Annotated in this window: 18 protein-coding genes; 6 read left to right on the forward strand and 12 right to left on the reverse strand. The window is 56.1% G+C overall.

Annotated elements, in window-relative coordinates; translation table 11 throughout:
* Positions 1-166: 166 nt before the first annotated feature.
* Together C1Y43_RS12350 and C1Y43_RS12355 are read left to right on the forward strand one after the other, a co-directional pair.
* Positions 167-883, forward strand: coding sequence for a DUF2884 domain-containing protein (locus C1Y43_RS12350; protein WP_104188379.1), 717 nt, complete (start codon positions 167-169; stop codon positions 881-883).
* Between the two features lie 210 nt (positions 884-1,093).
* Positions 1,094-3,349, forward strand: a complete 2,256-nt coding sequence (locus C1Y43_RS12355) for an Ig-like domain-containing protein (protein ID WP_058776228.1) — start codon at positions 1,094-1,096, stop codon at positions 3,347-3,349.
* Between the two features lie 70 nt (positions 3,350-3,419).
* Here C1Y43_RS12355 and hemW read toward each other — a convergent pair whose 3' ends face one another.
* Genes hemW through C1Y43_RS12375 form a run of 4 tightly spaced genes read right to left on the reverse strand, consistent with a single transcriptional unit; the run spans position 3,420 to position 6,431 of the window.
* The gene (hemW, locus tag C1Y43_RS12360; protein WP_058757116.1) at positions 3,420-4,550 is read right to left on the reverse strand and encodes a radical SAM family heme chaperone HemW; all 1,131 of its coding nucleotides are present in this window, start codon (positions 4,548-4,550) and stop codon (positions 3,420-3,422) included.
* Complete coding sequence (locus C1Y43_RS12365) at positions 4,543-5,136, reverse strand: XTP/dITP diphosphatase (protein WP_058776229.1); 594 nt, start codon at positions 5,134-5,136, stop codon at positions 4,543-4,545. Before C1Y43_RS12365 ends, hemW begins: the two co-directional genes overlap by 8 nt.
* A gap of 20 nt (positions 5,137-5,156) precedes the next feature.
* Positions 5,157-5,711, reverse strand: a complete 555-nt coding sequence (locus C1Y43_RS12370) for a YggT family protein (protein WP_021506626.1) — start codon at positions 5,709-5,711, stop codon at positions 5,157-5,159.
* 12 nt (positions 5,712-5,723) lie between these two features.
* Positions 5,724-6,431, reverse strand: coding sequence for a YggS family pyridoxal phosphate-dependent enzyme (locus tag C1Y43_RS12375; RefSeq protein ID WP_021506627.1), 708 nt, complete (start codon positions 6,429-6,431; stop codon positions 5,724-5,726).
* Positions 6,432-6,447: 16 nt separating this feature from the next.
* On the opposite strand from C1Y43_RS12375, the gene C1Y43_RS12380 reads away from it, so the two are divergent.
* Positions 6,448-7,440: a type IV pilus twitching motility protein PilT gene (locus C1Y43_RS12380; protein WP_058776230.1), complete on the forward strand. Its 993-nt coding sequence runs from the start codon at positions 6,448-6,450 to the stop codon at positions 7,438-7,440.
* Positions 7,441-7,506: 66 nt separating this feature from the next.
* Here C1Y43_RS12380 and ruvX read toward each other — a convergent pair whose 3' ends face one another.
* From ruvX to C1Y43_RS12415, 7 genes are all read right to left on the reverse strand, one after another.
* A complete protein-coding gene (ruvX, locus tag C1Y43_RS12385) occupies positions 7,507-7,923 on the reverse strand; it encodes a Holliday junction resolvase RuvX (protein ID WP_058757113.1) in 417 nt (138 codons plus the stop codon).
* The gene (locus tag C1Y43_RS12390) at positions 7,923-8,486 is read right to left on the reverse strand and encodes a YqgE/AlgH family protein (protein WP_021506630.1); all 564 of its coding nucleotides are present in this window, start codon (positions 8,484-8,486) and stop codon (positions 7,923-7,925) included. The genes ruvX and C1Y43_RS12390 overlap by 1 nt, the downstream gene beginning before the upstream one ends.
* Before the next feature lie 85 nt (positions 8,487-8,571).
* A complete protein-coding gene (gene gshB, locus C1Y43_RS12395; protein ID WP_021506631.1) occupies positions 8,572-9,516 on the reverse strand; it encodes a glutathione synthase in 945 nt (314 codons plus the stop codon).
* A gap of 96 nt (positions 9,517-9,612) precedes the next feature.
* The gene (gene rsmE, locus C1Y43_RS12400) at positions 9,613-10,344 is read right to left on the reverse strand and encodes a 16S rRNA (uracil(1498)-N(3))-methyltransferase (RefSeq protein WP_021506632.1); all 732 of its coding nucleotides are present in this window, start codon (positions 10,342-10,344) and stop codon (positions 9,613-9,615) included.
* 73 nt (positions 10,345-10,417) lie between these two features.
* A complete protein-coding gene (gene endA, locus C1Y43_RS12405; RefSeq protein ID WP_058757110.1) occupies positions 10,418-11,125 on the reverse strand; it encodes a deoxyribonuclease I in 708 nt (235 codons plus the stop codon).
* Positions 11,126-11,203: 78 nt separating this feature from the next.
* A complete protein-coding gene (locus tag C1Y43_RS12410) occupies positions 11,204-11,716 on the reverse strand; it encodes a SprT family zinc-dependent metalloprotease (RefSeq protein ID WP_088517903.1) in 513 nt (170 codons plus the stop codon).
* Between the two features lie 104 nt (positions 11,717-11,820).
* A complete protein-coding gene (locus tag C1Y43_RS12415; protein ID WP_031279461.1) occupies positions 11,821-13,215 on the reverse strand; it encodes a sugar porter family MFS transporter in 1,395 nt (464 codons plus the stop codon).
* Between the two features lie 781 nt (positions 13,216-13,996).
* Here C1Y43_RS12415 and C1Y43_RS12420 point away from each other — a divergent pair.
* Entirely contained in the window at positions 13,997-14,452 is a 456-nt protein-coding gene (locus C1Y43_RS12420; RefSeq protein WP_104188381.1) for a DUF943 family protein, read from the forward strand.
* 158 nt (positions 14,453-14,610) lie between these two features.
* Here the strand turns inward: C1Y43_RS12420 and metK are convergent, their stop codons facing one another.
* Positions 14,611-15,762 (reverse strand): methionine adenosyltransferase, encoded by a 1,152-nt coding sequence (gene metK, locus C1Y43_RS12425; protein ID WP_058771539.1) that lies wholly within the window; start codon positions 15,760-15,762, stop codon positions 14,611-14,613.
* A gap of 796 nt (positions 15,763-16,558) precedes the next feature.
* Here metK and speA point away from each other — a divergent pair.
* On the forward strand, positions 16,559-18,538 hold the full coding sequence (gene speA, locus C1Y43_RS12430; RefSeq protein ID WP_071813582.1) for a biosynthetic arginine decarboxylase: 1,980 nt from the start codon (positions 16,559-16,561) through the stop codon (positions 18,536-18,538).
* Between the two features lie 706 nt (positions 18,539-19,244).
* A complete protein-coding gene (locus C1Y43_RS12435) occupies positions 19,245-19,940 on the forward strand; it encodes an EAL domain-containing protein (protein ID WP_058776232.1) in 696 nt (231 codons plus the stop codon).
* Positions 19,941-19,963: the final 23 nt, after the last annotated feature.

A 19,963-nucleotide genomic window follows, 5' to 3' on the forward strand; every position in this document is an offset into this window, starting at 1 on the left:
CCACTAGCGATAACTTCGCGCGATGAATCGCGCCGCTACACATTCAGTGCGTGTTGGTTGACTCGCTTGTCCAATGCACCTTTCGTAGCGGCGCAATTTATTGCGCATCGCCAGACGCAGCACAATGCCACCGCTTATCAGACTATTCACATCTGCAGGAGATTTCATGGTTCGTAAGGCTCTTCTCGCCGCGCTGCTGCTGGCGGCAGCTCAGGCGCATGCTGACTATCAGTGCAGCGTCAATCCAAAGGATGATGTGATCATCAAACCCCAGAGCGTGCAGGTGGTGGGCAGCAACGGCAACCTTGAAATCACGCCGCAGGGCGATGTGCAGTTCAACGGCAAGGCGGTGAGCGTCGATAACGCCACGCGCCAGCAGGCGATTGACTACCAGAACGCGCTGCGTCGCGATCTGCCGTGGGTCGACAGCGGCGCAACCACCCGTCTGGAGCGGGGCCGCGTGGCGCTGGATAAAGTGATCGTCGAAAAACTCGGGGCGGACAGTAATGTGCGCAATCGCCTGACCACGCTGAACGGCCAGCTTAAGCAGCAGATGAACCGCATCATCGAGCATCGCCCGGATGGCCTGACCTTCCACCATCAGGCCATTGAGCAGGTGCGCGCCGACGGCGAGAAGCTGGTGCAGAGCACGCTGGGCGGGGTGTTGCAGGATAGTCTGAACGAGATGGGCACCAAACAGGCCGCCAGCGGCAGCAATCCGCTGCAGGCGCTGATGGGCAACCTCGGCGGGCTACAGCAGTCGATTCAGACTGAATGGAACAATCAGGAGCAGGATTTCCAGAACTTCGGTCATGAAGTGTGTAACCGGGTGACCGCACTGGAAAGCCAGCGCAAGACGCTGATGCAGAACGTAAAGGGCTAAGCCAGCCGCGTTGCCGCTGAATGCACGGAACATCACGGCGTCATTGTTCTTCTGAACAGTGGCGCCTTTTTTATCCCCGCAACTTTTAAGCCATGATTTAACGGGTTGTCTTAGATTCGGGACGAATCTGATAACGGCAAAATTTCCGCATTAATAACTATATCAACGGGCATTCAGCCTATTGAACTTATTAATTTTTAAGGAAATTTTATGTTATTTTCTGACACCTCTGCTTCCAGTTCACACCCGGTTTTATCACCCCCTGTGGTTATCGTTGCCGAACGCGGCTGGTACAACGACCCGCAAAAACGCTGGCAGGGAACGGTGCAAACGCCGGATGCCGTTGAAGTCATCGTGACGGTTAACGGTGGCAATCCGCTACGCGTGCCGGTGATCAATGGCCACTTCGAGTGGATGCCGCCGCAGCCGATGGCCGATGGTGAATACCAGCTAACCTTCACCGCCGTGGATGCCGCCGGCAATCACAGCGCACCCACGCGCGTGGATTACAATATTGATACCCATCCGCCCGCCAGACCGATCATTGAAGCGATTGAAGACCACGTTGCCGGCGGCGTGGAGGACGGTAACAGCATCAGGCGTAACGGCTATACCAACGATGATCAGCCGGTGGTACGCGGGCAGGTCGAAGCCAACGCGCTGGTTTATCTCTATAATGGCAACCAACTTCTCGCCTCTGTCCGTGCCGATGCGCAGGGCAACTGGCAGGCGCAGCTCGATCTGCCGCAGGACGGAACCTATAACCTGACGGCGCAGGCCGAGGACCGCGCCGACAACCGCAGTCAGCCGTCGCCGAAGTGGACCTTTCATCTCGATACGCTTACCCCGGAAACGCCGACGTTCAGCTATTACGACGACAATCGCGGGCTGTATCAGGGCCAGTTTGGCCGCGGCAAACCCACCGATGATGTCCGGCCGGAACTGCACGGCGAAGCCGAGCCCGGCAGCGTGGTGCGCATTCAGTATGCCGCACCGGGCGGAAAGTGGGTTGTCGGCGGTACGGCCACCGTCGACAGCAGCGGCCACTGGCACTGGACGCCGCCGCAGGATCTGCTGCCGGACGGCGACTGGCGTTTTCGCAGCCGCAGCAGCGATAAGGCCGGCAACGTCAGTCAATGGAGCGACAGCTGGACGCTGACCATCGACACCCGTATCAACACGCCCGCCATCCTGCAGGCTATCGATGACGTCGGCACCATCCAGCCGGTGCTGCCGGGCCAGACCACCGACGATAAGCGGCTCGATTTTTCCGGACAGGCCGAGCCTTACAGTCAGGTGACGCTGTACCAGAACGGCGTGGCAGCCGGCAGCGCGACGGTGGGGGCCGATGGCCGCTGGCAGATTACCCCGGACCGCGACATGCAGCCGGGTAGCAACAACTTTACGGTAAAAGCAGTCGATCTGGCGGGTAACATCAGCAACTATGCGCCCAACTGGGCGATTAACTATGACTCTGGCGTGAAGCACAGTTCTGGCGAAGAGAACTGGAACTGTCGCGCCAATACCAGCTGGCAAACCGGCCGGGTGTATCAGTACGGCGGGTTGAAAGTCACCGAACTGAAACATGGCACCAGCAACAACTGTTTCTATACCGGCATAATGAACCGGCCGGATGGCTATGAAAGCAAAGCGATTGAGATGCTGGATCATTCAGTCGTGCAGTTTGATTTTGGTGCCACCAATTACGTCGAGTTCAATTATGGCTATCTCCACAATTGCGATACCTACGTGGATATCTTCTCCCCCAGCGGCGAGCTGCTGGGGCGCGAATACCTGCAGCCCGGTGGCGCCAGCCGGTCTGAGCAGGGCCTGAACACCTTTAGCTGGCAGGCTCCGGCGGGCCAGCAGATTGGCTATATTGACGTCCATTCGGGCGAAGATCCGGATACCTATAAAAAAGTGCTGTGCTGGAACGTGCTGGTGAAGCGCGATGTCGGCTGGATTATTGATACTGTGCGCTGGGGCAAAGACGAGAGTCTGATCCAGCACCATACGCTGCCGGAAACGCAGGAACAGGAGGGCGCGCAGCTGCATCTGAATGATGTGCAGCAGTGGCTGGCGGCGCATAGCGGACAACCGCTGCAGGGCTTCTCTGCGCTGGTGCTGGAAGGAGAACACCAGCAGCTTGATTATCAGCAGCTGACGCAGCATATCAGCGGCCTGCAGCATATCGATCTCACCGGCTCCGGGGACAATCTGCTGCAGCTGGATGCGCAGCAGCTGTTGCAGCAGGCGCAACAGGATGTGCTGCTGCCAGAGCGCACGCGCAGTTGGCTGATTGATGGTGACGCCGGTGACGTGGTGCAGCTCAGCGATAGCACGCAATTTTATCAGCAGTGGCAGCAGCAGGGGACGCAGCAGAGCGGTGGCAAAGTGTGGCAGGTGTTTGAGAGTCTCGACCACAGCGCGACGCTGTTAATCAATAATGAGGTGATGGTCGCCTGAGCCTAACAGATGCAGCCGTGCCGCACAGCACGGCTGCCAGCGGAAAAGGTGCGCGCCTTCTCCGCTGAATTTACATGAACAGCTCCAGCAGCGAATTGAGGAACAGTTTGCCTTTTTCGGTGATCTGCCAGTGCTCTGGCTGTTCCTGCACATAACCGGCGGCAATGGCTGCGTCGATCTGCGGGCGAATCACTGCCTCGTCCAGCCCGGTGTAGCGCTGAAAGTCGGCGCGCGGCGCGGCTTCCAGCAGGCGGAAACGATTCATAAAGAACTCGAACGGCTTGTCCTCGTCCGGCACATCATGCTGCTTATCCAGATAGTTGCCCTTCATAAAACCGCGCGGATGACGGGTTTTCACCGTGCGCACGATGCGCCCGTCCGGCTGCGTCAGCTTGCCGTGCGCGCCACAGCCGATGCCGAGGTAATCACCGAAGCGCCAGTAGTTCAGGTTATGCTCGCAGCGATAGCCCGGTTTGGCGTAGGCCGAGGTTTCATACTGCTGATAGCCTGCGGCGCTCAGCAGCTGATGACCCTGCTCAAAGATATCCCACAGCGCATCGTCATCCGGCAATACCGGCGGGCGTGAACCAAACAGTGTGTTGGGCTCAATGGTCAGCTGATACCACGACAGATGCGGCGGGTTGAGGGCAATCGCCTGGCGCAAATCGTCCAGCGCCTCTTCCAGCGACTGATCCGGCAGGCCGTGCATCAGGTCGAGGTTAAAGCTGCGCAGGCCGAGACCGGCCGCCAGCTGTGCTGCGCGGACCGCCTCGTCCGGACCGTGGATGCGACCCAGGCGCGTCAGCTTTTGCGGACTGAAACTCTGCACGCCAATCGAAATCCGGTTAATGCCCGCCCGCTGATAGCCGCTGAAGCGATCGGCTTCCACCGTGCCCGGATTGGCTTCCATGGTGATTTCGGCGTCCGCCGCCAGCGGCAGGCGCGCGCGCACGCCATCCATCAACTGCTGCATCGCTTCGCTGCTCAGCAGGCTGGGCGTGCCGCCGCCGATAAAGATGGTGCGCACTTCGCGCCCGGCGGTCAGCGGCAGATCCTGGTCAAGATCGTTGAGCAGATGCTGTACATACTCGCTGTGCGGCACTTCGCCTTTGAGCGCGTGCGAGTTGAAGTCGCAGTACGGACATTTCTGCACGCACCACGGGATGTGGATATAAAGGCTTAACGGTGGTAACTCAGGCATTGCGCATCGCTTCCAGCAGCAGCGTCAATGCTTTACCCCGGTGCGACACGGCACGCTTTTCATCCTTGCTCAGCTCGGCCGCGGTTTTACCCAGCGCCGGCACGTAGAAGATCGGATCATAACCGAAGCCGCCTTCACCGGCGGCCGCGCGGATAATCTCTCCGGCCCAGCTGCCGTGGAACACCAGCGGCGTCGGGTCGGCGGCGTGACGCACGTACACCAGCACGCAGTGGAACTGTGCCTGGCGCTCGCCGTCCGGCACCTGCTCCAGTGCCTGCAGCAGTTTGTCGAGATTCTGCTGGTCGCTGGCATCAACGCCGGCATAGCGCGCCGAGTAAATGCCCGGCGCGCCGCCCAGCGCATCGACCGCCAGCCCGGAGTCATCAGCAATCGCCGGCAGGCCGGTGATCTGCGCCGCGTGACGCGCTTTCAGGATGGCGTTTTCGATAAAGGTCAGCCCGGTCTCTTCGGCAGACTCTACGCCCAGCTCGGTTTGCGCCACGATATCCAGGCCGAAGGCCGCTAACAGATCGGCCAGTTCACGTACTTTGCCCGGATTACCGGTGGCGAGCACAACTTTTTGCATAACAGTTCCAGATTAACGAATTACAGCAGGTACCAGAGACCCGGGAACAGGTCCATACCGAGGAAGTTCAGCGCATACAGCACCAGAATCACGATCATCGCCGAGAAATCGATGCCGCCCATCGCCGGCAGGATACGGCGAATCGGTGCCATCAGCGGTTCGGTCAGCTGGATCAGCACATAGTCCATCGCACCGCGTCCCTGGCTGATCCAGCTCATCAGCGAGCGAATGATGATCACCCAGAACACCAGATAGCCGGCGGATTTGACCAGTGACAGCAGCCCCACCAGCAGGTTGGTCGGATCGACGGAGAACACCCCGACCTGAATCAGCAGCAGAATCGGATATTTCAGCGTGGTCAGCACGAATGCCAGCAGCAGCGACGCGGTGTCAATCGGTCCCAGCGCCGGCAAAATGCGGCGCAGCGGTTTAACAATCGGCTGGGTGATCTTCACGACAAACTGCGCCAGCGGATTGTAAAAGTCACAGCGTGACCACTGCATCCAGATGCGCAGCAGCAGCACCATCACGTACAGATCAATCAGCGTTTTGACTAAAAACGTCAGTGTTAACATGAGGTTCCTCAATTATTGTTGTGAAGGGCGTGCATAATCCCGCGCGCCAAATACCGCGGTGCCGATGCGCACCATCGTACTGCCTGCGGCAATCGCCGCATCCATATCGTCGCTCATTCCCAGAGAAAGCGTATCGACGCCAGGATAGTCCTGTTGCAAGGCACGAAACGCGCTGGCCATCTGCTGGCACACCGCCAGCTGGCGCGCGTAATCCTGCTCGGGCGCCGGAATTGCCATCAGTCCACGCAGGCGCAAACGCGGCAGGGCGGCAATCTGTTGCGCCAGCCCGGCGACGGCCTCCAGCATGATGCCAGATTTGCTGTGCTCGTCACTGATATTTACCTGAATTAACACGTTGAGCGGCGGCAGCGCGGCCGGACGCTGATCGTTCAGCCGCTGCGCGATACGCAGACGGTCAACGGTATGGCACCAGGCAAAGTTTTCCGCCACCAGACGGCTTTTATTGGATTGTAGCGGCCCGATAAAGTGCCATTGCAGATCAGGATGTGCGGCCAGTTCGGCAACTTTTTCAACCCCTTCCTGCACGTAATTTTCACCGAAGGCGCGCTGTCCGGCGGCAATGGCTTCTGCGATAGCGCTCGCAGGTTTGGTTTTGCTCACTGCAAGCAGCGTAATTTCTTCTGGCGCGCGGCCGCAACGCGCGGCGGCAGCAGCGATCCGCTCGCGCACTTGCTGTAAGTTGTGCTCAATGGAAGTCATAGTCAGGAGAAGTTAAATGGATTTGGATGACGTTGTGGCGCTTAGTGTAAAGCATAATGCGGCCGATCTGCACCTTTGCAGCGGACATTTACCGCACTGGCGCCGGCAGGGCGTGCTGGAGCCAATACCGCAACAGCACAGCTTGCCTGAGCGCTGGCTGCAGGCCTTTAGCGAGCAGTGGCTTAGCGCCGCGCAGCGCAGCGAGTTAGCCGGCAGCGGTCACGTCGATTTCGCCATCACGCTCGGCAACGGCAGCCGGCTGCGCGCCAATCTGTTCCGCCAGCGTCACGGACTGGCGCTGGCGCTGCGGCTGATTGCCAGTCAGCCACCGGATATAGCGCGCCTGCAGCTGCCGGACGTGGTGCGCTCGCTGCTGCAGCAGGAGGAAGGGCTTATCCTCATCACCGGCGCGACCGGCAGCGGCAAATCCACCACGCTGGCGGCGCTGGTGGATAGCCTCAATCGTCAGCAGGCGCGTCACATTATCACGCTGGAAGATCCGATCGAGTTCGTCCACCACAGCCAGCGTTCGCTGATTCAGCAGCGCGAAATCGGCGCGCACTGCGCTTCGTTTCAGCTCGGATTAAAAGCGGCGCTGCGTGAAGACCCGGATGTGATCCTGCTGGGTGAGCTGCGCGACAGCGAAACCATCCGGCTGGCGCTGACCGCTGCCGAGACCGGCCATCTGGTGCTGGCCACGCTGCATACGCGCGGCGCGACGCAGGCGGTGGACCGGCTGGTGGATGTGTTTCCGGCCGAGGAGAAAAACCTCGTGCGCACGCAGCTGGCCGGCAGCCTGAAAGCGGTGCTGGCGCAGCGTTTAGTCGCTGCCAAAGCCGGCGGCCGCATTGGCCTGTTTGAAGTGCTGGTGGCGACGCCGGCGGTCGCTAACCTGATCCGCGAAGGCAAAATGCATCAGCTGCCCGGTGTGTTGCAGACCGGCGCGCAGGCAGGGATGCAGACTTTCGCCCAGAGCGAGCAGGCCCGGCGTGAGGCGGGATTAATTTGAGCGGCGACGTGCCCTGAGAACCACCGACACGGCGGCGCGAAACCGCGCGGCCGCATTCGGGCTGATTTAATGCGTCTCGAACCAGTCCTGCAGGATAATCACTGCGGACTGCGAATCAATATGGCCTTTCTGTAGCGCGCGATAGCCGCCGCGTTCGAACAGATCGGCACGCGCTTCAACGGTGCTCAGGCGCTCATCCTGCAGCTCCACACGCACGCCGAAGCGGCCGTGCAGCCGGTTAGCAAACTTGCGTGCGCGCGCAGTCAGCGGCTGTTCGCTGCCGTCCATGTTGAGTGGCAGGCCAACCACCACGTAATCCGGCTGCCACTCTTTCAGCAGCTTACCAATCAGCTCCCAGTCCGGTGTGCCGTCCTGCGCTTTCAGCGCGGTAAGCGGACGCGCAGTGCCGGTCAGCTGTTGCCCGATGGCAACGCCGATGCTTTTGGTGCCGAAGTCAAAGCCGAGCAGCGTTTCACTGGCCATCAGGCGTGCCCTGCATCGCTGGTCATGTTGTGGATGTCCACACCCATGCTGCGCGCGGCTTCACGCCAGCGTTCGGCAATCGGCGTCTGGAACAGGATTTGCGTATTGGCCGGCGTGGTCAGCCAGGCATTCTCCAGCAGCTCATTTTCCAGCTGATCCTTCTCCCACGCGCAATAACCCAGTGCTACCAGCACGTTCTCTGGCTGTTCACGCGTGCCGATTGCTTCCAGCACATCGCGCGAAGTGGTGATCACCGTATTGTCAGAAATGCGGATACTGGAGGAGAACACGCGCTGGGCCGAGTGCAGAATAAAGCCACGATCTTCCGCCAGCGGACCACCGGCAAACACCGGTTTGTCCAGTTTGATGGCAGGATCGCGTTCTGATGGGCTGATTTTAAGTTTTTTCAGGATGCCTTCGACCGTCAGGTTGTCCATCGGCTTGTTAACGATCAAACCCATGGCACCCTCTTCGTTATGCTCGCAGATATACACCACCGAGCGTTTGAAGAAAGGGTCCTGCAGCGACGGCATCGCAATCAAGAAATGGTGCTGTAAATTCATTCTCACTCGTTTACCAAAAATAGCCGGTGCTGAACGGCTGCACCGGCTTTGGGTGGTTCACGGAGCTCTCACTCCTGCGGCATCCTCAGCCCAAACGTTTTTCAATCGCGTCCATCAGCATGCCGGTGATGGAGACCGGGAACGCCGCCTCGATTTCGCGGATGCAGGTTGGGCTGGTGACGTTAACTTCTGTCAGTTTATCACCGATAATATCGAGGCCGACAAAAATCAGCCCTTTGGCTTTCAATGTCGGACCTACGCGGCGGGCAATTTCCCAGTCGCTGTCGCTCAGCGGACGGGCTTCGCCGCGGCCACCGGCGGCGAGGTTGCCACGGGTTTCGCCGCCCTGCGGAATGCGTGCCAGGCAGTATGGCACCGGTTCACCATCGACCACCAGCACGCGTTTATCACCGTCTTTGATCGCCGGCAGATAATTTTGCGCCATGCAGAAGAACTGACCGTGGTTGGTCAGCGTTTCGGTGATCACGCCGAAGTTGGCATCATCTTTTTTGATGCGGAAAATCGACGCGCCGCCCATGCCGTCGAGCGGCTTGAAGATCACATCGCCATGCTCCTGCCAGAACGCGCGCAGCTGCTCTTTGTTGCGCGTCACCAGCGTGTCTGGCGTCAGGTCGGCAAACCAGGCGGTGTAGAGTTTTTCGTTGCAGTCACGCAGGCTCTGCGGTTTGTTAACGATCAGCGTGCCTTGCTCTTCCGCGCGCTCCAGCAGATAAGTGGCGTAAATGAACTCGGTATCAAACGGCGGGTCTTTACGCATCAGCACCACGTTAAGATCGGCCAGCGGGATAGTCTGCTCGCTGCCAAACGTGTACCACTGATCATAGTTCTGCTCGACGCTCAGCAGCCGGGTGCGCGCGTAAGTCACGCCACCGCGCAGCGACAGATCGCCCATCTCCATGTAGTGAATTTCATAACCGCGGCGCTGTGCTTCCAGCAACATGGCGAAGCTGGAGTCTTTTTTAATGTTGATGGACGAAATCGGGTCCATAACGATGCCAAGCTTAATCATTATTCTCTCCTCAAAGGGGAATTCAGCCACCCCGTTCCGTGCGAAAGCGTTGTGCTGGTCAGTTATCTGCGTGTGTCTTCGGGCTGAAAGTATCCCTTAACCGAGGTCACCAAACCTCACCTGAAGTGCCGTGATGGCGGTAAGCGCCGTGGTTTCGGTGCGCAAAACGCGCGGACCGAGCAGGATATCGGTAAAGCCGTGCTGCGCCGTCATGGCAATTTCCTCTGCCGACAGGCCGCCTTCCGGGCCAATCAGCAGCCGTACGCGTTCAACCGGCTGCGGCAGCGTATTGATGCTGTGGCTGGCGCGCGGATGCAGGTTGAGCTTCAGGCCGTCATCCGCTTCGGCGCACCAGGCTTCGAGCGTCATCGCAGCGCGGATTTCCGGCACGCGATTACGACCGCACTGCTCGCAGGCGGCGATGGCAATTTTTTGCCACTGCTGAATCTTTTTCGCCAGGCGTTCGGCATCCAGCTTTACGCCACAGCGTTCAGAAAACAAGGGCGTAATCACATTCACGCCCAGTTCGATCGATTTCTGGATAGTGAATTCCATTTTTTCACCGCGCGACATCACCTGACCGAGGTGTAAGTGCAGCGGGGATTCGCGATCGTCAGGCTGGCTGGCAAGGACCTTTACTTTTACACGCTTTTTGTCGGCCTGGGTGATTTCGGCGCTAAAAGTCAGATTACTGCCATCAAACAGCTCGATCTGCTGTCCGGCGCTCATGCGCAACACGCGGCCGACGTGGTTGGCGGCATCCTCATCAAGCAGAACTTCACTGTTAACGGTTAGAGCTTCGGGGTGATAAATGCGGGGTATGCGCATGCGGTTCCTGCCGGCGTTATGCCGCATCGCGCGATGCGGCCCAATCGAAAAAAGCTAGTGTAGGGTAGCGCTTTCAGCGCTGGCAAGCCTGCTGTACCCAGGAATTGTGATTTCCCTGCACCGCGGCGATGCGCTGGTCGCGTTCGCACTCCCACGGCGTGACCGGATACTGCTTGTTCCACGCGGTGAACAGCTGGGTTTGCTGGCGTGACAGGCGCAGATGATACTGGTCGCGCATATAGAAGTAGGTGCGGGCGATGGCGCCGCGCGCGCGCTCGGGAGGCTCGGCGCGCTTCTGCTTAAAATCGATCTTCATGCTGCACTGACCGTACTGCTGCTCGCCACCGTTCCACTGGCTGTACTGGAAGTTATTGCGGTCACCGTTCACTTCGCCGATAGCTGGCTGCAGGTTGTGCAGATCGCTTTCGATGCGGCGGTAGTCTGCGTCTTTGCTGCAGTTTTTGCGTCCGCCGTTTTGCCAGCACTGACGCTGATGACCAAACTCCCACGCCGGCATGACGTGTTCCCACTCGATGCGTTCCGCGCGGTTGGCGTTCTTGCGCACGCTATAGCCGCAGCTGCTCAGATCCGGCACGCCTTTTTTACCGTGCCAGCTGATTTTGCAGCCGCAGTAAAAATCCGCCGGCGCATCCGCGTTGATCTTTGCCGCGACCACTTTCGCCTGCTGAAAATTGTTCTGGTTGTAATGGGTGAGACTGAGGCTGTACGCGCTGAGCGGCGCGACCAGCAGAGAGAGTAATAACAGCGTTTTGCGAGACATATTCCAAAAAATAACCTGGTACCGAAAAAGGGCGGCAGGGTAACAGAATGGCCGGGCGCGGGGAATGAGAATCGCGGACTAATCCGCTGCGTATTCACCGGGTTGCAGCAGGGTACCGCAATGCACGCAGCGATATTCGCTCTCACCACGCACCACGCGGTTATGGCGGCGTACCGTCAGCTGATGTTGCTGGCAGCGACAGCGATAGGGGAAGGTATTGCTGCGCACCGAAGTGATGGCGAACTGGTGGGTGCGGCGGGCGGGCACGCCCAGCACGTCCTCCATCATCCACTTCCACTCTTTGCCGTGCGGCGGTACGCGGCCGAAGGTTTTCCACACCAGCAGATGCGCCAGCTCATGCGGCACCACTTCATCGATAAAAGCCTGCTGGTTTTCCAGCAGCAGCACCGGGTTGAGGCGAATTTGCCACTGCTCCAGCCAAGCGGTGCCTGCGGCCGTGCCGCGCTGCTGATAAACCAGCGTCGGCTCTTCGAAATGACGTTCGAGTTTTTGCTGAGCCAGCTGCAAAAAATGGCGCAGCGAGCGCATGACGGCTTGTTGCAGGGCGATGGGCAGACGTGGCGTTTTCATGTGCGGCAGCATAAGGCGTTGCCGCGGGGTACGCAACTGCATGCGCACAGGCGGCAGATAAAAAAAGGGCCGCCCTGCGGCAGCCCTGGTTAACGCATCTGGCCTTACTGCTGGCCGATATCGCGCAGTTTTTTGCCCGACATCAGGTTGCGCTCGATGTGCTCCAGCGAGACGTTTTTGGTCTCCGGAATCAGCGCGACCGTCAGCAGAATAAAGAACACGTTCAGCGCGGCGTAGACCCAGAAAGTCGGCGCGTTGCCCAGCGAGTTCAGCATGGTCAGGAAGGTGGCACCAACGATCATGTTGGCAATCCAGTTGGTCGCGGTAGAGACGGTGATACCAAAATCACGCCCTTTCAGCGGCTGGATTTCAGAACACAGTACCCAAATCAGCGGACCGGCTGACATCGCGAAGCCAACAATGAACATCAGCAGCATGGCGATGGCAAAGTACTGCTCACCGGCAGAGTTAATGCCAATGTGCAGCATGGTACCGAGGATGCCCATGCCGGCCGCCATCACCAGGAAGCCCAGCACCAGCGTGGGTTTACGGCCCCAGCGATCCACCAGACCGATAGCGATAAAGGTCGCCAGCACGTTCACCAGACCCACGATCACGGTGCCCCACATTTGCTGCGTGGTATTGGCGAAGCCGGCGATTTCGAAGATTTTCGGTGCGTAGTACATGATGACGTTCATGCCGGTGAACTGCTGCATTACCTGCAACAGCACGCCGAGGAACACCGCGCGGCGGAAGTTGCTGTTGCTCTGGAACAGCTGCCAGCCGGACTGTTTGATCTTCAGGCTTTCGCGGATCTCATCCAGCTCGCGTTTCGCCTGCTCGCTGGTGTCACGCAGGCGGTCCAGCACGCGCTGTGCATCGCGGAAGTCACCTTTCGCCGCCAGCCAGCGCGGGCTGTTTGGCAGGAACACCACGCCAACCAGCAGCAGCACCGCCGGAATAGTGATGATGCCCAGCATCCAGCGCCAGTCGCCCGAGGCACTGAACGCGGTGTCAGACAGGTAAGCGCCGAGAATACCGATGGTGATCATCAGCTGATACAGGGAAATCATACTGCCGCGGATCTTCTCTGGTGCGATTTCCGAGAGATACAGCGGGGCGGTATAAGAGGCAACGCCGACGGCAAGGCCGAGCACCACGCGTGCGGCAATCAGCATTTCCGGGTTTGGCGCCATCGCCGACCACAGTGAACCGATAACGAACAGGATGGCACCGGCCATCAGGCTCTTTTTACGGCCGAGACGCGAAGACATCCAGCCGCTGCCCACAGCACCGACCGCAGCACCGAACATCATTGAGCTGACGATCCACTCCTGCTGATGTGCGGTAACGTTGAAATCTTTCGCGATGAAGGGCAGGGCACCGGCGATAACGCCGATATCCAGACCGAACAGCAGGCCCGCCAGAGCGGCCAGAAAGCAGACAAACAGGGTCATCGCCTTGTTTGAGGTTCTGCTTTTGTGAGTATTACCTGGCATATTGCCTCCGAAGTTTATCCATCTTTGTTTTTATCAATGTTAAGTAAGCTGCCTGCGGGAAAAAGTGAGTGCGATCACATCGATGTAATCGGTTACACACGCTGAAACCCTGTAATCCAGCATTTTTTGCCCGAATCAGTCACATAACCAGTAAGGTATAGCACCCTTTAAGTTTCTGACATCACTATAAATATCGGCTATCAGACGACGCTGAAAATAACGCATTTTCATCACCGTTACTACGCTGAAAAATCTCTAAATTGAAGATATTAAAAGGATTTCAAAATGTAATCGTTAACACTTTGTTGTAAGCGCAGTGCTAACAGTGTAGACAGCGCTGAAAAATGCGCCTGCGGTGCTGTAGACAAAAAGTGTGATGGTGCAGAGGCGCGTTGGATTGGTTCGGAGACATAGCAAATAACCACTTTATTTGAGTGGTTATTGTTCATTTATGATACTATCGGTGCCAGGAACAATTTCTTTCGGAAAGGGAAATCGAATAATGAGTAGCTTATTTCTTCAGGTTGATGGTGTTGCAGGGGATAAGGGTACGCCACGTGTAAATTGCAGTTTATAAAACATAAATTTTCCTGTTATCCAGGTGCAGGAGTGCATTTCCCAATTAAAAATTTGCACGCAATCCAGGTGCGCATAAATGCGCACCCTACAAAAAGTAACCCGCTCAGATGTAGGGTCGCCATTCATGGCGACCTGAAATAGCGGACTTACAATCATCAATACATCATGCCAATTTCACTTTGGATGAGAAACCAGAGTTATCATGTTTAAAACAGCTAAAGCCACAATGGTCATATTGACACTGGGTGCCGTCTTTTTCTCAAAATATTTTTGGATAGAGACTTTCTATCACCCCGTAATCAAAGATTTTTTTCCGGGAAATGGCGCATTAATGGTCGTTGTTCAGCATCCCCCCGCATCAGGTAAAGCACTTGAGAATTGGTGGATGAATAAACTTAAGCCAATGATTGATCAGCTACCGAACCCGCAGCAACACGATTTAAAATCCATATTCGTGGTGAATTTTAACAGCGGATATAAATCTTTATCGTTTTCTGAAAAGGATTTCTCTGGCGAAAGTGATGAGGATTACATTTGTTTTGAGGAAATAAAAAGCGAAAAAAGATGCTTGTTAAAAGACTATCCGGTTTTTATAAATGTTGGGAGTGTTTATTATTCATTGCATATGGGTGAGTTGACTATAAACCTAAAAAAATAGCTTTTTAATAGTCTTCCAGAGAGTGTACGGAAAAGTAGTGCATTCAGCGTATTAAAATAAAAGTTTGCTGTTATAAAAAGCCCGCTTGCGCGGGCTCGATTTTACCTTCTCCCGTAAGAGAAGTTCGGGGTGAGAGCCGTTGCCCGCACCCGCGTTGATTACAGGCCTGCGGCCTCGCGCAGCTGGGCGGCTTTGTCGGTCTGTTCCCACGGGAAGTGTTCACGACCAAAGTGACCGTAGGCAGCGGTTTCTTTGTAGATTGGCTTCAGCAGATCCATCATCTGAATCAGACCGTATGGACGCAGGTCGAAGAATTCACGCACCAGTAGCGTCAGCTGTTCGGTTGAAACTTTCTCGGTACCGAAGGTTTCCACCATGATTGAGGTCGGTTCTGCCACACCAATCGCGTAAGAAACCTGGATTTCGCAGCGATCGGCCAGGCCAGCGGCAACGATATTTTTCGCCACGTAGCGCGCAGCGTAAGCCGCTGAACGGTCAACTTTCGACGGATCCTTGCCGGAGAACGCGCCACCGCCGTGACGAGCCATGCCGCCATAGGTATCGACGATGATTTTACGACCGGTCAGGCCGCAGTCGCCCATCGGGCCGCCGATCACGAAACGACCGGTTGGGTTGATGTGGTATTTGGTGCTGGCGTTGATCCACTCGGTCGGCAGTACCGGCTTGATGATCTCTTCCATCACCGCTTCACGCAGATCGGCCTGTGAAATCTCTTCTGAATGCTGAGTTGACAGCACTACCGCATCGATACCGACGATCCTGCCGCCGTCGTACTGGAAGGTAATCTGGCTTTTGGCATCCGGGCGCAGCCATGGCAGCGTACCGTTTTTACGCACTTCAGCCTGACGCTGCACCAGACGGTGCGCGTAGGTCACCGGTGCCGGCATCAGCACGTCGGTTTCATTGGTGGCGTAACCAAACATCAGGCCCTGGTCGCCCGCGCCCTGTTCCAGCGGATCGGTACGGTCTACGCCCTGGTTGATGTCCGGCGACTGTTTACCAATCGCGCTCAGCACCGCACAGGAGTTAGCATCAAAGCCCATATCGGAATGAACATAGCCGATTTCACGTACGGTATTACGGGTGATCTCTTCGATATCGACCCAGGCGCTGGTGGTGATCTCACCGCCAACCAGCACCATACCGGTTTTTACGTAGGTTTCGCAGGCGACACGTGCTTTGGGATCCTGTTCAAGGATGGCGTCCAGCACGGCATCGGAAATCTGATCGGCGATTTTATCAGGATGTCCTTCTGATACGGACTCGGATGTAAAAAGGTGTTTAGCCATTCTGTTCTTTACCTTGCAAATGGTTTGAATTCGACTGCATAGCGTAAGCGGGATGATGCCAGCTCGACGCCCCTTCAGGCAAAGCCGCAAGCAGTAGGAAGTGTCAGCGTACCAGGCTCACACCGCCTGGATGTTAATCAGTTTAGATGGAAAACCATCTGGACGGCTATTTTAGGTCACTCAGTGCGCGTTTTTCCAGTGCTTTTTCGCCATCCGCATTTATCGCTACAGATCAACTGGAATATTTTCCTGACACCCGCCGCAGCGCGCCGACAAAGATTTTGCATTTTGCCGCGTCAGACTGTATAAAACGCCGCAGTTGTCCCATGGATGACGCCCCCGTGCGTCGCGCTGTCAGAGGCTGTTGATCTGATTTTCATCCACTCCGTTTCCGCATGCTGTTAGCAGGCGCTGGAGGTGATAAAAACAATGAACCACATTTTCGCTCTCTTCGGTTCACGGCGCCGTTCTGGCGCGCTGGCACGCCTTTCCATTTCCAGTTCTGCTCTTTTCTCTCGTCGAAGTTTTCTGCGCTGCGGTAATTATCCCGACACGAGCGCCGGCTAAGCTATTCCCCCAGTTTCTCTGCTGTGTTTCACTCGCCTGTGGTGAGGTGATGCGGGACGATTTTGCCCCGTTGTGCACCGCTTCCGGCACGGTGTTTTACACTTAACCTCAGTAAGGCGCACGGTAACCTGCTGAGGCAAGATAAGCAGAATGAGGAAATTTCCATCCGGCGCAGTAGCAGCAAAATCCGGCAACTTTTTCATATTTCAACGGAAAATTGAGGTTCGTGATGTCTGACGACATGAAGAATATCAAGGGTTCGTCAGCTGGCGAACAGGGTGTACTCCGCTCGATGCAGGAGGTGGCGATGAACGATCAGGACGCAAGCAGAATGCTGCGCACCTACAACATTGCCTGGTGGGGAAACAACTATTACGACGTCAACGAACTCGGCCACATCAGCGTCTGCCCGGATCCGGATCAGCCGGAGGTGCGCGTTGACCTGGCGAAGCTGGTTAAAGAGCGCGAGGCCGACGGCCAGCGCCTGCCTGCGCTGTTCTGCTTCCCGCAAATTCTGCAGCACCGTCTGCGTTCGATTAATGCCGCCTTTAAACGCGCGCGTGAATCCTACGGCTATAAGGGCGACTACTTCCTGGTTTACCCGATCAAAGTTAACCAGCATAAGCGCGTGATTGAATCGCTGGTCAACTCCGGCGAGCCGCTGGGGCTGGAGGCGGGTTCCAAAGCTGAGCTGATGGCGGTGCTGGCGCACGCCGGGAAAACCCGCTCGGTGATTGTGTGTAACGGCTACAAAGACCGCGAATATATCCGTCTGGCGCTGATTGGTGAAAAGCTCGGCCATAAAGTCTATCTGGTGATTGAGAAGATGACCGAAGTGCGCCTGGTGCTGGAAGAAGCCGAGCGGCTAAACGTGGTGCCGCGTCTCGGCATTCGCGCCCGTCTGGCATCGCAGGGCTCCGGTAAGTGGCAGTCGAGCGGCGGCGAGAAATCCAAATTTGGTCTGGCGGCATCGCAGGTGCTGCAGCTGGTCGATATCATGCGCAAAGCGGGTCGTCTCGACAGCCTGCAGCTGCTGCATTTCCACCTCGGCTCGCAGATGTCCAATATTCGCGATATCGCCACCGGCGTACGTGAATCGGCGCGCTTCTATGTTGAGCTGGCGAAGCTGGGCGTCAACATCAAGTGCTTTGACGTCGGCGGCGGGCTTGGGGTTGACTACGAAGGCACACGTTCGCAGTCAGACTGCTCAGTCAACTACGGCCTGAACGAATACGCCAATAACGTGATCTGGGCCATCGGCGACGCCTGTGAAGAGCACGGTCTGGAGCATCCGACCGTGATTACGGAATCGGGGCGTGCGGTGACCGCGCATCATACCGTGCTGGTCTCCAACATCATCGGCGTTGAGCGCAATGAATTCAGTACGCCGGTCGCACCGGATGCCGACTCACCGCGCCCGATTCAGAGCCTGTGGGATACCTGGCAGGAGATGCACGAGCCGAGCGTACGCCGTTCGCTGCGCGAATGGCTGCATGACAGCCAGATGGACCTGTTCGACATCCATACCGGCTATTCGTCAGGCACCTATGATCTCGGTCAGCGCGCCTGGGCAGAGCAGCTGTATCTCAGCATCTGCCACTATATCCAGCAGCACCTTGACCCGAGCAACCGCGCCCATCGGCCCATCATTGATGAGCTGCAGGAGCGCATGGCGGACAAGATTTACGTCAACTTCTCGCTGTTCCAGTCGATGCCGGATGCGTGGGGCATCGATCAGCTGTTCCCGGTGCTGCCGCTGGAAGGGCTGAACAAAACTCCGCAGCGGCGTGCGGTACTGCTGGATATCACCTGTGATTCCGATGGCACTATTGATCACTACGTTGACGGCGACGGTATTGCCACCACCATGCCAATGCCTGAGTACGATGTAGATAATCCACCGATGCTGGGCTTCTTCATGGTCGGGGCGTATCAGGAAATCCTCGGCAATATGCACAACCTGTTTGGCGATACCGAAGCGGTTGACGTCTTCGCCTTCCCGGATGGCAGTGTAGAAGTGCAGCTGTCTGATGAAGGTGATACCGTGGCGGATATGCTGCAATACGTGCAGCTCAATCCTAACGATCTGATGACGTTATTCCGCGATCAGGTAAAACAGCAGCAGGATATTGACGAAGAGCTGCGGGCGCAGTTCCTTGAAGAGTTTGAGAGTGGGCTTTACGGCTATACCTATCTCGAAGACGAGTAAGTGTATTTCCCGCAACGGGCTCCGGCTGGAGCCCGTTATTATCACCTTCCCTGACAATCCATCCTGCCATTTATTCAATTCGTGATCGCTATCACTCTGAAATTATCCCGGCCGAAACAGCAAATTCAAACCGTTTATTAACAAAAGCTATCTGCTTAATTCAGCAGCGAAAGCGCATCGGCAGCAAAAAAATCGTTTTTTAAATCTGTGGCTTAGTGTTGCACCTGCCCGCAAATGACCAATCTTTCTTTTATGAGTTTCTGTCTATCTATAATAAAAATTTAAGCATAAGGCGGTGGGTTAGCGATGTGCAGGCCGCCGGTTTTTTGACGCTTTCTGGAATCCCGCTTTAAGCAGTGCATTATCTCATCTTAAGGACAAAGCCAGAATTTATACCAATGCTGTATAATTTATTGCTTATTAATCAGTTGAGTATGGGTTTTATTTTTTTGTCAGGGCCGATAAGCGAAATCTGAAATCTAAGAATTATCTGATCTTTATATGAAACATGCAGTGAAAATGAAGCTTTATTGATTGGTTTAAACGATTAAAGTTCACGCTGTTGTTCACTGAAATCTATTTTTCAAAATGTAAGTTGTAAGTTAACCTTCAGTTAAGGTGTTAAGTTTTATCGATGTTTCCCTTACGAATCACATGAGAAAAGCTGACGGTTTAACGCGCTATCAGCCAGTGTAAGGATCGTAAAATGCGCTGCAAATCCGACTACATTCTGATGCTGGAGCCGGTTCACGCTATTTCCGGTGAAGTGGTGGCATGGGAATTGTTGACGCGTTTCGCAGATGATGCAGATACCAATAATAAGCGTAACCCTGACAGGGATGCAGGGTTCTTCAGTCGGCTTTCTGCTGACGAAAAATGGCAGTTATTCCTCCACCAGGTCGAAAAACTTATTCAGCTTTACCATGCGGGGTTTGAGCAGGTCATCAGCGTTAATGTAGACAGAGATATTGTTTCAGGCATTTTTAAAGATGCTGAAATACAAAGAAAACTGGCCGCGCTGACGCGATTACGGCTGGAAATCTCTGCCTTCTTCACCGCACGTTTTAATAGTGCCGACCTGCTGATCCTGAAAGGCGTAGCCAAAATCACGCCGGCCCCGTTATGGCTCGATGACTTTGGTCCGGGTTATTCCAACCTGACCATGCTCGATAGCGGAATATTCGACATCGTCAAGATTGATAAAAAATTTTTTTGGCAATTTGGCGAAGATCGCACTTTCGACATTCTGCTCGACCACCTCAATCAATTATGTCGCGGCGTGATTATTGAGGGCGTTGAACATCAACGTCAGGTTGATTTGCTGTCGCAAAAATCAATTTACGGCATGCAAGGCTACCACTGGAAGAGCGTCTATCTCACTGATTTGTTGGCGCAAGTCTGAAAAGAGTTCGGCAGAGCTGTTTT

Origin of the sequence: Pantoea sp. ICBG 828, from assembly GCF_002928355.1 — a bacterium.
Taxonomy (GTDB): Bacteria; Pseudomonadota; Gammaproteobacteria; order Enterobacterales; family Enterobacteriaceae; genus Pantoea; species Pantoea dispersa.

Bases quoted from the DNA above. Each gene is read 5' to 3' on its own strand.
- C1Y43_RS12350 (WP_104188379.1), top strand. From the start codon at position 167: ATGGTTCGTAAGGCTCTTCTCGCCGCGCTGCTGCTGGCGGCAGCTCAG.
- C1Y43_RS12355 (WP_058776228.1), top strand. From the start codon at position 1,094: ATGTTATTTTCTGACACCTCTGCTTCCAGTTCACACCCGGTTTTATCA.
- hemW (WP_058757116.1), bottom strand. From the start codon at position 4,550: ATGCCTGAGTTACCACCGTTAAGCCTTTATATCCACATCCCGTGGTGC.
- C1Y43_RS12365 (WP_058776229.1), bottom strand. From the start codon at position 5,136: ATGCAAAAAGTTGTGCTCGCCACCGGTAATCCGGGCAAAGTACGTGAA.
- C1Y43_RS12370 (WP_021506626.1), bottom strand. From the start codon at position 5,711: ATGTTAACACTGACGTTTTTAGTCAAAACGCTGATTGATCTGTACGTG.
- C1Y43_RS12375 (WP_021506627.1), bottom strand. From the start codon at position 6,431: ATGACTTCCATTGAGCACAACTTACAGCAAGTGCGCGAGCGGATCGCT.
- C1Y43_RS12380 (WP_058776230.1), top strand. From the start codon at position 6,448: ATGGATTTGGATGACGTTGTGGCGCTTAGTGTAAAGCATAATGCGGCC.
- ruvX (WP_058757113.1), bottom strand. From the start codon at position 7,923: ATGGCCAGTGAAACGCTGCTCGGCTTTGACTTCGGCACCAAAAGCATC.
- C1Y43_RS12390 (WP_021506630.1), bottom strand. From the start codon at position 8,486: ATGAATTTACAGCACCATTTCTTGATTGCGATGCCGTCGCTGCAGGAC.
- gshB (WP_021506631.1), bottom strand. From the start codon at position 9,516: ATGATTAAGCTTGGCATCGTTATGGACCCGATTTCGTCCATCAACATT.
- rsmE (WP_021506632.1), bottom strand. From the start codon at position 10,344: ATGCGCATACCCCGCATTTATCACCCCGAAGCTCTAACCGTTAACAGT.
- endA (WP_058757110.1), bottom strand. From the start codon at position 11,125: ATGTCTCGCAAAACGCTGTTATTACTCTCTCTGCTGGTCGCGCCGCTC.
- C1Y43_RS12410 (WP_088517903.1), bottom strand. From the start codon at position 11,716: ATGAAAACGCCACGTCTGCCCATCGCCCTGCAACAAGCCGTCATGCGC.
- C1Y43_RS12415 (WP_031279461.1), bottom strand. From the start codon at position 13,215: ATGCCAGGTAATACTCACAAAAGCAGAACCTCAAACAAGGCGATGACC.
- C1Y43_RS12420 (WP_104188381.1), top strand. From the start codon at position 13,997: ATGTTTAAAACAGCTAAAGCCACAATGGTCATATTGACACTGGGTGCC.
- metK (WP_058771539.1), bottom strand. From the start codon at position 15,762: ATGGCTAAACACCTTTTTACATCCGAGTCCGTATCAGAAGGACATCCT.
- speA (WP_071813582.1), top strand. From the start codon at position 16,559: ATGTCTGACGACATGAAGAATATCAAGGGTTCGTCAGCTGGCGAACAG.
- C1Y43_RS12435 (WP_058776232.1), top strand. From the start codon at position 19,245: ATGCGCTGCAAATCCGACTACATTCTGATGCTGGAGCCGGTTCACGCT.